Consider the following 14796-nt stretch of genomic DNA (forward strand, 5'->3'; position numbering starts at 1 on the left):
CAGAATTGCTTCCTAACCGGGGCAGGCCATCATTCTAGCGCGTGGGCAAGTTCAATCAAGATGTCTGCCAACTCGTTCACAATCCGTTCTCCTTTTTGCGCTGATATCTCGTTCACATAAGCGCCATACTGCGAAAGTTCCAGCTTTTTGACAAGCGAGTTGATCACTCCATTCGATCCTGCTCCGGTTACGAAGCGCTCTGTTAATGCCACTAAGCTGTCCCCTGTTACTTCAATCGTGTAGCTGGATGTTTCGATTGTAATGTGGCCTGCCGCATCCTCTGCAGAGGCTGATACCTGGTGTGTGCCCACGCCCAGCATATAGGCAGGACTATCAACTAATAGCCCATTGCAATTGCTGTACACAACGCCCGACACACTATCCGCAGCCGCACACGCTATCTTCACGTTCTGATCAACTGTAAACGTGCCAACGCCGGAAATTTGTACAATCGGGGAAGTCTGATCAACCTTGAATGTAACCGACTTGGCTTGCTCTACATTTCCTACACCATCGGTTGAGCGATATAACAACGTGTGTGCTCCATCTTCAGCAAAATTAAGTTCCTGCGTGTATGGCTGCCATGTGGCACCGCCATTCAAACTATACACGGACTCTGTCACACCGGTCCGATCATCCGTAGCGTTCAGGCTAACTTTGACATCAGATACATACCAATCGTTATGTTTCGTTCCGACAAGAGCAGCAACCGTACTCGGCGGTGTATTATCTGTTACGATCCACTGCATGGAACGGAATTTATTGGACAATTTGCCGTCGCCGATCCCGCCTCCCCACTCGATCCAACCTTTCCTGCCGTTACCATCATTGTCATTAACCAATAAAGAGAAGCTGATGACCCCGTTCCTTTCCGCTTTGATCGGCGTTAATTCCGACCAAGGAAGCGCCAACTCGTAAATTGTCTCGTGCTGATTTTCATCTCTTGTCACGACAAGATCGCCATTTGTCACCAAACCTTTACTTACTCCCGGAGGTGTAATCCAGCGATAAATTTGCGGACCGTTTGGTGTTTGGGAAATCCCGTATTCATACCAACTGAGACTCTCTCCCGGGAGTCCGTTCGAAATTGCGAATTGAAAACTGTCATTTTTATAGACGTCCGCTCCGGTAAAGGGCGCAGACATGGTGTTATCTTTGACCCTTGCTGTGATATACAGACGATTCGAATCGAAATTAAGCCAAAATTTCCCGCTTAAATCATTTGCGCCTTGATAACCCGTCATCTTGACCGTACCCTTGGACAGGTCGATCGTGGAGGAAGCGGCTGCCGTTTCTGGATCAAGCCCTCCGCCAACGTTTACCGTCCCTTGCATAATGGGGTTGAATTCAGCCGTTCCTTCATAAGTGAACAGATCGAATTCATCAAAGTAGACCGTGACTTTAAGCGCATTGGTTACCCCTAGACCGTAACCGGTAAGCGGAATATCAAATACATCTGCGGAACTGGACTGAACCACAGCATGTAATTCCTTCGTTCCCGATTGCGTACCGAACTTCCATTCAACTTTTTTAACTTGTAATCCTTTGGTCGTAGAAAGATTGTTGATCTGAATTTGAAGCGTTTTGCTCATCGTATTTACGTCGGCAAAAATGGGACGAACCTTGACTTCATAGGACTGGAGAGCTGTAACCGCGCTCCTTATCATGCCAATCTTGTCATTCCCTTTCATCAAGAAACCCTTAACCAAGCGGTTTCCGGGTTCATTCAAATTCGAGACAGTCAGCATTTGGGTAACCTTATGACCACCCTCGGCAAATACCGGATATGACTCGCCTTCAACCTTCAAGTTAAATGAATATGGTGCAGATGTTGTATTATCGATTTCCAATGTCAGATTGATCGGATCACCGACCCGAGCGGAATCTCCATGCAGGGAGAACGTGGAATCCTTTTCGACTCCGGAGATATGCCCTTTTATAAAAAACGGCTCATCGTTTAAAGTCACATACACATTCCCATTATAGGGAACGTAAGTTTCTGTATTTCCCATCATATCCGTGATTTGGATCGAGTTGGAGGTATGAATAACAGCCGGAACCGACGAACCTACTGCCCACAAAGCTCTTATTTGTTCACCGTCCTTTTCAAAAACGTAACTTCGGATGTCAGTATCCGTGGAATCCTGACTAACGAACTGTGCACCGCCAAGTGCTCTTGACATGGTCGCATAAGCCGCGTAGGCTGGCTTAGGTGTGTAAGCGCCCAGTTTATCATTCGGATTACGGATAATGCCGAAATTATCTTCGTTATAATTGAGTTGAACACCATCGTTCATAAAATCATACCACATGATTTTATCAATACCGTTTGCGATTGAAACGACGTAACCACGAATCAGGTAGTCTGCCTGCTTCTGCTCATCCACTCCGCGACTGTCCAGTTGCGTCGGCCAGCCTGTCTCGGAGATCCAGATTGGTTTCAACTGCCCATTATTGTAAGTCCGAATCAAGTCCTGTAAGCCTTTTATTTGACTTTCCAAATGCTCCGGCTCACCCGGATATACATAAGGATGAACGGAAATGACATCCAAATATTGCATACCCCCAAGCTGGAATACTTTTTCCATCCAATTCAAGTCGATAGCCATGACCATGCCCACGACAGGCATGTCAGGATGCGCAGCCTTGACTGTTTCATACGTTTTTTTCAGCAATGGAAAATAGTTTTCCGGTTTCGAATCTGCCGGACCGTTTCCTCTGTCCCCGAAGCTTCCGTTGAATTCGTTGAAAACCTCGACAGCATCAAGCTTGCCCTCGTAACGATCCGCATATGCTTTCACATAATTGGCGAATCCTTCACGGCCCTCATCGGTATAGGGGGTGCTATTGTTATCGTAAAACGGGTTGTTGAATCCGGAAACAAACGTGAAATCAAAATGATCATCATTCAACTTCGCCATGTAATCATCAGGAGATGGAGAAAAGGTGTATGAACCCTTTTGCTTTTCAATACTGTTCCATTCTCTGCCGTCCCGAACCATATCAATTCCGGCATATTTCATCATTTTTATCATATTAGCCGCATCTGCCGGCGGGATACGGTGCAGATGGGTAGCCATCCCGAACGGAGAATTCTCATGACCCGATTGATCTAAGGGAGAAAGCACGGCAAACGGAGTTTTGATGGAAATGGGATCGCTGATATTCGATTGGACCTTAATTTGTAGAGTGAAATAACCGAACGTTGTAAAAGGAACGGTCAAAACGGCCTCGCCCTGTACAACCGGACTGATCCCATCGGAAACCGCAGCTCCTTGATAATCATAGACTGCCCAGGATACGTTTGGTCTTGTGGTTATTACCTTAAACTGAATAGCTTCATCATTAATAAACACATTGCCCGGACGAAGCTGTACCAGACTGGTGGATGGCAACATCTTTGTAATAAAGGGTCCATCCGTGCTCCATTGATTCAAGCTGTTCACGGCCTCAACCTTAAACGTGTACTTTTGATCGATTTGCAGCCCCGTAACCGTATAAGAGCTTACAGTACCGGCAACCGTCCCCAGGAGGATTCCGTTTTGATAGATTTTATAACCAGTTACGCCAACAGGGTCCGCCGCAGCCGACCAGTTTAATTGCAAGCCCGTTTCATTGGAATTCGAAACGGTGAGGCTTCCTCCGGACGGCCAATTGGGAGCGTTTGTATTTACTCGATCTGTGGAAAGTTCCAGATACGGCCGGTTCAACGTGTTTTCCATGCTGTTAATTTGCACAGCATGACCTTGTGCAGCTTGCTCCAAGAATGCGAAACTGATTGTCTGATCCAACGCCTTTTGCCTTTTCACAAAAGCTGTCACATCGATTTCATACCAGCCCGCTGTTTTGCCTACATCGATATTGGCGATGTAAGTGTCGATAGTTGGCTTCGTATTCCAAGTTACCGTGTTGGCTTTCCATGAATCGTCCTCCATACCAAATACTTGGACACCAATTGTCGAATTCTCGGTATCAATGGCATAGATCTTTAATTTGGCCGACCCAATCTCGCTGGCATAATATTTCAAATCATACTTCATATACGTTTGCCGGTTTAAATTGGCATCTGCATCAAAATTCTTCACACCTAGCAACGCAGCTGTTCCATAGTTATCATTCGCGTTCCCTCCGCCCCGGACATAGGTGTCCTCGAGTGGCAGAATAACCGTCTGTTTCGGGTTGGGCAACGTTACGGTCACATAGGGCCCGTCGTTACTCCATTGATTCAGGGCATTACCGCCTTCAACCTTGAACGTAACCTTCTGTCCGACCTGCAATCCTGTCACCGTGTACGAAGTTGCCGATCCGCCAACCGTCCCGATGACATTTCCGTTTTGATAAATCGTATAGTTTGCCACGCCTGCCGGGTCTGTAGCCGCCGACCAGTTCAATTGCAAGCCTGTTGCGCTTACATTAGAAATGTTGACGGATCCCCCTGACGCCCACTTGGGAGCGCTTGCATTTACTCGATCAGCAGAAATCTCCAAATATGGACGGTTCTCCGTATTCTCCACACTATTGATGTTCACAGCATGACCTTGTGCAGCTTGCTCTAAGAACGCGAAGCTGGCTGTCTGATCCAACGCTTTCTGCCGCTTCACGAATGCCGTCACATCGATTTCGTACCAGCTCGCTGTTTTGCCAACATTGATATTGGTTATATAATGTTCGGGAAACGGCTTGGTATTCCAGGTTACCGTGTTTCCTTTCCATGCGTCGTCTTCCATGCCAAACAATTGAACACCGATCGTTGAATTCTCCGTGTCAATGGCATATATCTTTAACTTGGCCGATCCGATCTCACCTGCAAAAGAGCTTAAATCATATTTCATGAAAGCTTGTCGGTTTATATTGATATCTGCATCAAAACTCTTTACACCTAGTGTTGTAGAGGATCCAAAGTTCGTATTCGCATTCCCTCCATTTCTGACATAGGTGTCTTCGCTCGGATTTAATTGTGAGATAACCGGATTAGATACCGCAGCTAAAGCAGACATTTTATCGTTTGCATAGGGAACAAGCGGAGCAACAAAACCTTGGAGCAAAGCAGCTGTCATTGAAAAGGCTAAAACCATACTCGTTATTTTCAATTGTATCTTTTTTATCATTTACTCACCTCATATCGTTATTTTAAAATACTTGCCAAGCGCTTTCCCCGGACATGATGGATATCCGGAAAAAGTACTTGCCAATTTCGGTACAGATTGTTATTTAAAATTGTTTTTGTTCTTCTGATACCAATCCTGAACCTGTTTATCTACGTTGTCTCCGCCGAGGCGCTTCCATTCTTTGCGGAGGTCGTTCAGTCCATCCTGGGCTGTTATGGACTTCCCACCGGTAACCACTTTCGTTTCAATCTGAACAGCGATCGGTGAGAACGTAGAGATCAACTGGGTTAGTTCAGGAATATCTGGGCTGTATGGTATATCCCTCCGGTATGTATTCTTCATCGTCAATTCGAGCGATTTCGCCTTCAACTTGGCATAGTTCTGAGATATCTCATCTTTCGCCGCCATGTCTACGATTAATTTAGGTGTCATCATCGAATCGATCATGAGCGCGTATTCGCCAGCATAACTGACTTCCTTGACAAATTTGTCCTGATTAATTGTCTGCCGAACGCCATCAACTGTTTTATAATGTACGTTCTCCTCCCCATACTTGAGAGGCACCCATCCATCCTTCAGCATCCAGTCTATAAATTGAATGGCCGATTTGATTTGGTCTTCCTTCATCTTGCTGTTAAATACCGTAAATACGCTCGGTGGCGCTTCCTGATATAAGCCGTCCTTGCCATACTTGGTACTGACCGATTCAAGCGGAGTCAACTTCGCATCTGGCACATTTTTCAGCAAATCGCGATAGGCGTTATCCATGCTCCCCGCACCCCATTGGCCCAAATATATCCCTGCTTTACCGGTCGTCAACAACTGGGTTGAGCGCTGAAAATTAGTGTCTGTAATATATTCCTTGTCGATAAGCCCTTCGTCAAAGAGCTGCTTCTGGAATGCAAGCGAATCCGCGTAACGGTCAAGGAGCCTGCCGTATTCCAGCTTACCACCTTCCACATACCACTGATTTTCCTGGGTGAAAAATAAAGCGCGCAAAATACTGACACCGCTACCACTTAATGAAATCGGTACCGTGTCCGATTTGCCGTTGCCGTCTGGATCACCGTCTCTAAATTTGCGAGCAACATCAAGAAATTCCTCTGCCGTAGACGGAGCCTTTAGACCTAGCTTATCCAGCCAGTCCTGACGAATCCACATGCCGTGATTGGCGACCGTATCTCGCGCGAACGAAACCGCATACGTTTGACCGTTGACGTTCAGATAAGGTTTAAGCTCCGGGTGCTTCTCCAGATAAGCTTTATACGTCGTGCTATATTTGTTGATATAATCGCCGATCGGCTGAATTACGCCTTGATTGGCCAACTGGCTGATGTAATTTCGATCATATTCCCAGATCAAATCAGGTGCTTCACCAGAAGCGATCAAGGCGTTCAATTTGGGCTGCGCCTGGCTCCGGGTAACGGGAACCCATTTGACATTTACAGGAGATTTCTCGTTGATCCACTTTGTCCACCGGTTATTTTCATAAGTACCTTCCTCCGTCGGCACTGCACCGCGATCAAACATCGATATGCTGATTTCCTTCTTAGGTCCCGTGCTTGGAACGGTGGTGGAGCCAGGTGAAACTGAAGACTGTACCGAAGAAGTATCATTGGAACTACATGCGGCAAGCATTGTTAAAGACATGCTAATAGCGAGAATAACTTTTCCCGCTTGTTTCAACTTGCTCATTCTTTCATCCCCTTACATGTATAATATTTATATCAGAGCAAGTTCACTCTGGATATCAACCTTTGACCGATCCGATCAAAACACCTTTGACAAAATATTTCTGGAGGAATGGATATACGCACAGAATCGGCAACACGGCTATGACAACAGCCGCTGCTTTAATTGCTTCCGGAGTAAGTAAAACTCGTTCCACGGCATCATTTCCTCCAATATTGTTTAATAAATTCTCGTCCACCTTGTTAACCATCTGATACAGCTTCACCATAACAGTCAATTTGGTCGACTTTGTGATATAGAGCATCACGTTAAAGTAGCTGTTCCACCAATTAACGGCATAGAACAAAGATAATGCAGCCAAAATAGGCTTGCAGAGCGGGATAAAAATCTGTATTAATATTCGCCAATCACCAGCGCCATCCATCGCTGCAGACTCTTCAATTTCTTCCGGCAGCCCTTCCATAAATGTTTTCATCACAAACATGTTGTAGGTACTGATCAATCCAGGCAGCCAGACGGCCCAATAGGAGTTCATTAACCCCAACATTTTGATGAGGATAAAGTTGGGAATAATGCCGGCGACAAATATCATCGTAATCGTGATCATCATTAGCAGCGCGTTTCGACCAAGAAGTCTCCGTCTAGAAAGCGGATAGGCTGCCAGAATCGTCATGATCATATTAAGCACCGTTCCAACTAACGTGACAACAACCGTGTTGCGCATGGCTACGAATAACTGACCATCGTCAAACAAACGTTCATAGGCGACTATATTAAACTCGATCGGCCATAAGAAAACTTCGCCGGAATTAATCGCCCTGCTGCTGCTGAAGGATGCCACAATTTCGTACCAGAACGGGAACAAGGTCATTAATGAGATTGAGCCGAGAATGAGGTACATACTTATACTTGCCAATCGAGTTAGAATCCCTTTGTTGGTTATACCCATTGCTTACCATAGCCCCCGTTCCCCGGTCATTCGAATCATCCGGTTAACGCCAACGATCAGGATCAAGCCGATGACCGATTGAAACAGTCCGATCGCCGTTGTATAGCTGTAGCTCATATTCTGTAAACCTACCCTATATACATAGGTGCTAATTACATCTGCAACATCAAGTACGGAATTGTTTTGTAGAACGAGCGTTTGTTCCAATCCCACATCCATCATTTGACCCATTCTAAGAATAAGCAGAACGGCAATTGTACTGCGAACACCGGGTAATGTAATGTGCCATATTTGGCGAAGCTTGTTGGCACCATCCATCTTTGCTGCATCATAAAGCTGCGGATCAATCGAGGCCATTGCTGCCATATACAGAATCGTTCCCCACCCTGCTTCCCTCCAAGTGCCCGATAACGTATAGATAAGCGGCCACCAGAACGAATCGGCCATGAAATAGACGGATTCCCCACCGGATATTTTCTTGAGGACCATATTCACAACTCCCGTGCTTGGTGACAACACGGCAACCACAATTCCGCCCAGCACTGCCCATGACATGAAATGGGGTACGTATAACATATTCTGTACAATACTCTTGTACCATTTCCTGCGGACTTCATTGAGCAGAAGAGCAAGGACAACCGGAATTGGAAATCCAAAAACGAGACTGTACAAGTTAAGTACGAGTGTGTTTCGTAATATCCGCCAAAAGTCAGGGCTGGCAAAAATCATTTGAAAATGCTTAAATCCAACCCACTGGCTTCCGAATACACCGTCAGCGAACCTATAATTCTTAAAAGCAATGATTTCTCCGATCATTGGAACGAATTTGAACAGCAGATAAAAGCTGATCACGGGCAGGAGCATCATATATAAATGTTTATCCTGCATCATCCTTCTCCAAATCGACTGTCTAAACGTTCTCGCTTCAACCCTTTGCTTCCCGGTCCGCAATTCTGTTGCCGGGAGTCTAGCCTTCATATCGTTTCACCCTCTCGTTAAGTCTTTTCCCAAACCTTTCGTTCGGTTACAGTTTGATTGTAGGAGGGCTGACAAGAGAAGGAAATAGACGTGTTATGAGGTATGTGCCTTTTTTTGTATATTGCCTGGTTACATTTCTTTAGGGTGGTACCTTTATCTTGGGTTTTTGCTCATTAAAGCTTGCTCCGACGCAGAATTCGCTTCAAATCCGAGCACCCACTCCCGATATTCGGTGGGCGTCATGCCCGTATATTTTTTGAAAGCCCGAAGGTAGCTGCGTGTATTAGTATACCCAACCCATTCTGCGATATCGTTAATCTTGCGGTTCTTAACAACAAGCAGCTCCTTGGAAGCATTGATCCGGATCTCAATCAAATAATCAATGAAGTTTTTCTCCGTATATTCTTTGAACAGCTTGCTTATATATGACGGATTTAATTGAAATTTTTCGGATAGCAACTCGAGGGAAAATTCACTCTCACGATAATGTTCTCGAATGTAAAGCAACAACCTGTCAATTGTCTTATTGTTTCCCCGTTGGCTGCGTTTCCCTTCAATTTTACCCGCTAATCCTTCAAGTACAGTTTTGACGATCTGCTGCATATCCTGCCAATTGTCGCATTGATGAATCCGTTGGTGGAGATTCCCCATCTCTTCAAGCGATTCCTCCGTATTTATGCCTATCGAAGCAACGACCTGCAATGATTTCATAATCAAATCGTAGGAGAGCTGCCTTATCAAATCGGGAGATAAGCTGCCACTTACCGCTTCTTGAAACAATTCCGTTATATATCCCTCTAATCTCTCGCTTTCTGTCTGCTTTAACGCTTCTACAATTCGATCCGTCATCTTTATCATGCGGTAATAGTCCTGATTATCATGCCCCAGCAAATCTTCTATAGAAATGACCGAATGACTGCCGATGACCATTTTGTATTGCAGGGCTTTTTGCGACTCTTCGTACGATATCGGGATATCCTTCATATCCTGATAGCATCTTCCTACACCAATGGTCACCTGAAGCCCGAATTGCCTCTTCATGACATCCAAAACCAACTCGAGGACAGCCAATGCACGCAAATGGTTTTGTTCCATATCACCTTCTGCAAAGCTAAAAACGATGGCGGCGAAACCCGCTCCTAAATCAACTGCAACCCCCGCATTTTCCATATTCATCAACTCTTCTGCAACATTGCATAACGCATACGTATACAAGGTTTCATCTTTCAGGCTAACGCCGCCCTCCTTACCGATCTCGGCTGTACACACGACAAACCATTCAGAAAACAAGTTGACTCCAGTAAATTCCATGTGATGCCTCACGGATGCATACTCCGTTCTATAGCCCGACAGCATGTCCAAGATGATTCTCCATTTCAATACTGGCTTGGAATCCCGGACCTGCTTCTCTAGTTGTTCACGATCTACAAACATTTGGTCGAATACCATTTCAAGGTAACCCAGCCCAACAGCACTTCTCATCGGCTCTTCTTCAGGATGGACTGACTTGAACGCTCCTGACATTTTCCCGGCTAATCGATCCAAGGGCTTAAAGGTCCGCCGGTTTACGTAAAAAAGAACAGTTAGACCTAAAAAAACCATACCGACGGCAAACGCAATCATTAAACTTCGTATAGACTCCAAAGGCTGATATACGTTAGATTTAGGAATAACGCTGACAATTCGCCACCCCGTATATGTAGAGGCCGTATAAAATATCGATTGCTCAATCCCCTCCATTTTCACTGTGAAATATCCGCTCCCGTTATGGCTCAGAATCTGCTGAATATAGGGAATGTGTGTCAAGTTCTTATATAATTGCGTTGCGTCGTCATGAGTCACTATGTTTGCTTGATCATCAATAATGAAGGTATGTCCACCCTGGTCTTCTTCATACACATCCTTGATCATCCGATAAAGAACATCTTCACTGATATTGATGGCAACAAGTCCCTTTCGATATTCAGGGCTGCTGATCGATGGATAGGAACGAATCAGCGTGACGACATCCTGTTCTTTTTCGCCATCCCATACTTTATGAGTAGTCAGCCATTTTGAATGCCCTTTCATTTTGATATAAGTAGCCAACCAGCTGTCTTCCGAGTCACTTCTTTTCATATACGTTTTATCAGTCAGTATATCGCCACTTACCTCTGAATAAAGGAATATTGAAGCAAACAGTTCATTCGTGTGCACAACCGTTTTCAGTTTGTTTGATAATCCAAAAAAATTCGCATATTTCTGAGCTGCATCATCATAACTGTCATACATAAAATATACATACTCTAACTCCTGCGACATATTGAGCAGATCTTTCTCCGTTTGACGGAACACGATCTCGATTTTATCATCAATTTGCTTCAGCAAAGCAACATGAGTATTCTTCAGATCCTGCTCCAATCGTCCTACGGTACCCGTATAAGACACCCAAAAAGATAAAAAAATAATCGTTATGAAAACCAAACTGTAAACAAGCATGACCTTTCCTGAAATGCTGAATCTCATGGACTACCCCTCTCTATTACAATCACTCGCTTTATATCGCTAGTCTTATTGACGGAATTCAGTAGGAGTCATCCCAATCTTCTTCTTGAAAAGCCGACTAAAATATTTTTCGTCTTGGTATCCCACTTGATTGGCGATTTCATAGGTTTTGAGATTAGAGCCGAGCAGCAGTTCCTTAGCTTTATCCATCCGAACCTGGGTTACATAGTCAGTTAAATTTATGCCTTCGACCTGTTTAAACAAAAAGCTTAGATAGACAGGCGACACAAAAACTTCTTTGGCAATGGTATCCAAAGAAAGGTTACTTGCATATTTGGTTTCTAGCATCGTTTTAGCAGCTTCCACAACGTTATTCCTGCCGGATTTTCGCAAATCAACGGTTAACTGGAGCAAATAACGAAGAAACGTTTTGCAGATTTGACTAAGTTCCTGCAAGGTAGCAGCGGCTACAACGTATTGAATTTGCTCGGCCGTCAATAGATGATCCAAATGCATCTTGGGATGCAATTCGGAAATAACGCTGGCGCCATATATCATGGCTTGCAGACTTTCCGTTTTCGTTAATGGAATCGTAATCTCCTTCTCTTGTAGTTCATTGAAAAATGAGTGCATCCAATCCTCTAACTCCTGAAGGTTGCCTATCTTAAGCGCCATTCGCAGCCTTTCATAAGCAGTTGATATTTCTTCAGCTGTAGACGCTTCAGTTATTAAAGACCCCCGTCCATCGTTCTTTCTCTTGCTCTTTGACATTTCCCAATCTAAGTCATCAATAAAAATGATTTCGTTCGGTCCAGTATAATATTTATATTCCAAGGCCATTTGAGCCTGTTCATAGGCCATCTTCCCTTCGAGAACCAATTGTTCGTTATGGGCTGAGATCCCGACGGTAACAAAGTATTTTAATGTTTGCTTTATATTTATCACCAAATGCTGCAGGTCACGGCGAAGTTCCTCCATAGCAAATGACATATTAATAATCATCACAAACTGTCCCGATTTCTTCAGAAACATGCATTTATTTTCCCATCGTTGCAACGTTTCCTCAGCAATATTCTGGATAGCGAAATTCATCAGTTGTTGATCTTCATAATTATAATTTCTGAGGGTTTCGGGATCCTGCTCGATTTGCAGCAGGACTATTCGGAAAGGCTCCACGGTCAATGGAACCTTCAGGTAGGCAGTTTTCTCCATAAACAACTTCTCGTTGAGTCGAGCTCCTTCCAGTAAGCTTCTTAAAAACCTGTCACGGATTAGAGACATATTTTCCTGTAGTTGGTGGTTGCGTTGGTTTTCTTCCTCCCATTCTTTTTTTATTTTAATGAGCACTTCTAACATCATATCTGTGTCCGGCGGCTTAAGAAGGTAATCCGAAGCTCCAAGCTGAAGTGCTTGTCTGACATAGTCAAATTCATCGTGGCCGCTGAGAATGATGGATTTCATTGACCATTTCCGATTGCGAATTTCTGTAAGCAATTCCACGCCCCCCATGATTGGCATTTGACAATCCACTATAATCAAATGGGGCATTATGCATGCCATTTGCTCCAAAGCCTTCCTCCCATTTTCAGCCGGCGGAAGCCATTCAAAGCCGTATTCCCCCCATGGAATTAACATGCTCAATCCTTTTATAACAATCGCTTCATCATCAATGACCATGACTTTCATATAGTTTCCCCCATTGTGTTTCATTTTCGATGATTGGAATTCTTACAATCACAGTGGTGCCGATATCAGGAATACTGTTGATTTGCAGGGCATATTCAGGACCAAACATCATCTGCAACCGTTCGTTCACATTTCGCAAGCCATAACCGCCTTTACTTCGTACTGGTATGTATAACAGTTGTTCCACCTGATCCGGATTCATTCCATTACCATTGTCTTGAACGATCCAAACAATATCACTTTCTTGAACATAAGAACGAATTAATAGAACTCCTTGGCGATCCGTAGGCGGTTCGAACGCGTGTAGGATGGCATTTTCCACAATAGGTTGGAGAAGAAGCTTCAACGTAATAAAATGACCAATGGTGGAATCGATATGATAAATGGGAGTGAATCGACTAGGAAAACGTGCATGTTGAATATTGATATAGGCTTTGATTTGATTCATTTCATTTTCTATTTTGTAGTAATCTTCACCCTTATTCAGCGAAAGCCGGAACAATTCGCTCAACGATTGAACGACTTTAGCCGTTTGGTTATCTCCGTTGATTTTTGAACTAAAGAAAATGTAATCCAACGTATTGTACAGGAAATGTGGCTCAATCTGTGCTTGAAGTGTTTTCAATTCAATCATTTTCTGATTCGTTTGACTGATATAAACTTTCTGAATTAGTTCATTCAATTGGGAGACCATTTCATTATACTTTTGCGTGAGCAGCCCGATTTCATCTTTCGACTCCACAGGAACCTTTTGATTAAAGTCCCCTCGTTTAAAATTGTTCATAGACCGAAGCAATTTCTTAATAGGCAGTGTAATGCCTTTAGAAAGCAATATAGACATCACAATCGCAACTAGCAGGAGTGAGAAAGACAATATGATCGTGCTGCTGAGCACAATGCTATATGTCTTTTGGATGTCTTCCATCGGAGTAAGGCTCACAATATGCCATCGATATATCTCAATAGACGTGTTCGCAGCTAAATATTTTTTATTACCTATTTCATAGATCCAGGTTTGATTGGGCTGAAGCAGTTTTTTAATTCCGTTCACATTGTCTTTAAAATGCTTGCTCATTTCTTTATCATCCAACTTACTTGCAACGAGTCGATAATTGTCGTCGAAGAGAAGCAGATTAGTCGTCCGACTGATCTGCACATCTTGGATAGCATCTCTTATGGCATCTCTATTAATTCCAAGAAAAAACATCCCCAACTTTTTGTCTGCATCATACAAACTTAAAATACGTCTGCCTAGTACGATATCATTGTAATTATGTGCGTATATAAACAGAGAAGAGCCCGAATAATCCAAGTGAGACTGGCCGTTACGCGCAGCCGTAGCCATATATAATGGGGATTCTTTAAATTCTTCATAGGGTACCACCTGCCTGAAAAACTCCGAGAAATCCTTAAACATAAAATCATTTTCACCATACAAAACAATAAATGATATATATTTTTTAGCTTGTTTTAAATTAGATAAATAATTGAAAATTGTCTTTTGTGGATCTCCTATATACGAAGGAGCAGTTTGGCTTAGCAGCGATTGAATGGTTTCGTTCCCCACAATAAAGGAAGAGAGGTCGGTGGCATCATCCAGCATATGCTTAATATTGTCGGCAATAAGCCGGATGATTTGCATTTGATTCTGCATCGTCTGTTTCTCCAAAAAACGGGTTGCTATGTAGTATGAAAAGCTGCCAAGGCCAATGACGGGAATAAGCACGAGCAAAATGAAGGAAACAAGCATTTTGGTTTGCAATGTTTTGAATTGAAGCATCCTGTTCTCTCCTCACTTATGTTAATTACTTGCATTATAAAGCTTTGCAAACGTCTAAGGTATAGCCATTCTCCACTTGCTTGAATAAGTCCACTAATCCTTAAAATCGTCACATTGTA

Annotated in this window: 7 protein-coding genes; all 7 read right to left on the minus strand. The window is 43.7% G+C overall.

The window, feature by feature from the left end; all coding sequences use genetic code 11:
• Positions 1-29 precede the first annotated feature (29 nt).
• Positions 30-5108, minus strand: coding sequence for a CBM96 family carbohydrate-binding protein (locus ACSQ8O_RS35680; protein ID WP_436245594.1), 5079 nt, complete (start codon positions 5106-5108; stop codon positions 30-32).
• A gap of 99 nt (positions 5109-5207) precedes the next feature.
• Positions 5208-6803, minus strand: a complete 1596-nt coding sequence (locus ACSQ8O_RS35685; protein WP_436245595.1) for an extracellular solute-binding protein — start codon at positions 6801-6803, stop codon at positions 5208-5210.
• A gap of 55 nt (positions 6804-6858) precedes the next feature.
• Complete coding sequence (locus ACSQ8O_RS35690; protein WP_436245596.1) at positions 6859-7749, minus strand: carbohydrate ABC transporter permease; 891 nt, start codon at positions 7747-7749, stop codon at positions 6859-6861.
• Between the two features lie 3 nt (positions 7750-7752).
• Entirely contained in the window at positions 7753-8727 is a 975-nt protein-coding gene (locus tag ACSQ8O_RS35695; protein WP_436245597.1) for an ABC transporter permease, read from the minus strand.
• Positions 8728-8880: 153 nt separating this feature from the next.
• The gene (locus tag ACSQ8O_RS35700; protein WP_436245598.1) at positions 8881-11232 is read right to left on the minus strand and encodes a helix-turn-helix domain-containing protein; all 2352 of its coding nucleotides are present in this window, start codon (positions 11230-11232) and stop codon (positions 8881-8883) included.
• Between the two features lie 45 nt (positions 11233-11277).
• Positions 11278-12897, minus strand: coding sequence for a response regulator transcription factor (locus ACSQ8O_RS35705; RefSeq protein ID WP_436245599.1), 1620 nt, complete (start codon positions 12895-12897; stop codon positions 11278-11280).
• Positions 12878-14677, minus strand: a complete 1800-nt coding sequence (locus ACSQ8O_RS35710; RefSeq protein ID WP_436245600.1) for a sensor histidine kinase — start codon at positions 14675-14677, stop codon at positions 12878-12880. The genes ACSQ8O_RS35705 and ACSQ8O_RS35710 overlap by 20 nt, the downstream gene beginning before the upstream one ends.
• Positions 14678-14796: the final 119 nt, after the last annotated feature.

The organism is Paenibacillus sp. LjRoot56 (assembly GCF_964253335.1).
Classification (GTDB): Bacteria; Bacillota; Bacilli; order Paenibacillales; family NBRC-103111; genus Paenibacillus_E; species Paenibacillus_E allorhizoplanae.

Bases quoted from the DNA above. Each gene is read 5' to 3' on its own strand.
- ACSQ8O_RS35680 (WP_436245594.1), bottom strand. From the start codon at position 5,108: ATGATAAAAAAGATACAATTGAAAATAACGAGTATGGTTTTAGCCTTT.
- ACSQ8O_RS35690 (WP_436245596.1), bottom strand. From the start codon at position 7,749: ATGGGTATAACCAACAAAGGGATTCTAACTCGATTGGCAAGTATAAGT.
- ACSQ8O_RS35685 (WP_436245595.1), bottom strand. From the start codon at position 6,803: ATGAGCAAGTTGAAACAAGCGGGAAAAGTTATTCTCGCTATTAGCATG.
- ACSQ8O_RS35700 (WP_436245598.1), bottom strand. From the start codon at position 11,232: ATGAGATTCAGCATTTCAGGAAAGGTCATGCTTGTTTACAGTTTGGTT.
- ACSQ8O_RS35695 (WP_436245597.1), bottom strand. From the start codon at position 8,727: ATGAAGGCTAGACTCCCGGCAACAGAATTGCGGACCGGGAAGCAAAGG.
- ACSQ8O_RS35710 (WP_436245600.1), bottom strand. From the start codon at position 14,677: ATGCTTCAATTCAAAACATTGCAAACCAAAATGCTTGTTTCCTTCATT.
- ACSQ8O_RS35705 (WP_436245599.1), bottom strand. From the start codon at position 12,897: ATGAAAGTCATGGTCATTGATGATGAAGCGATTGTTATAAAAGGATTG.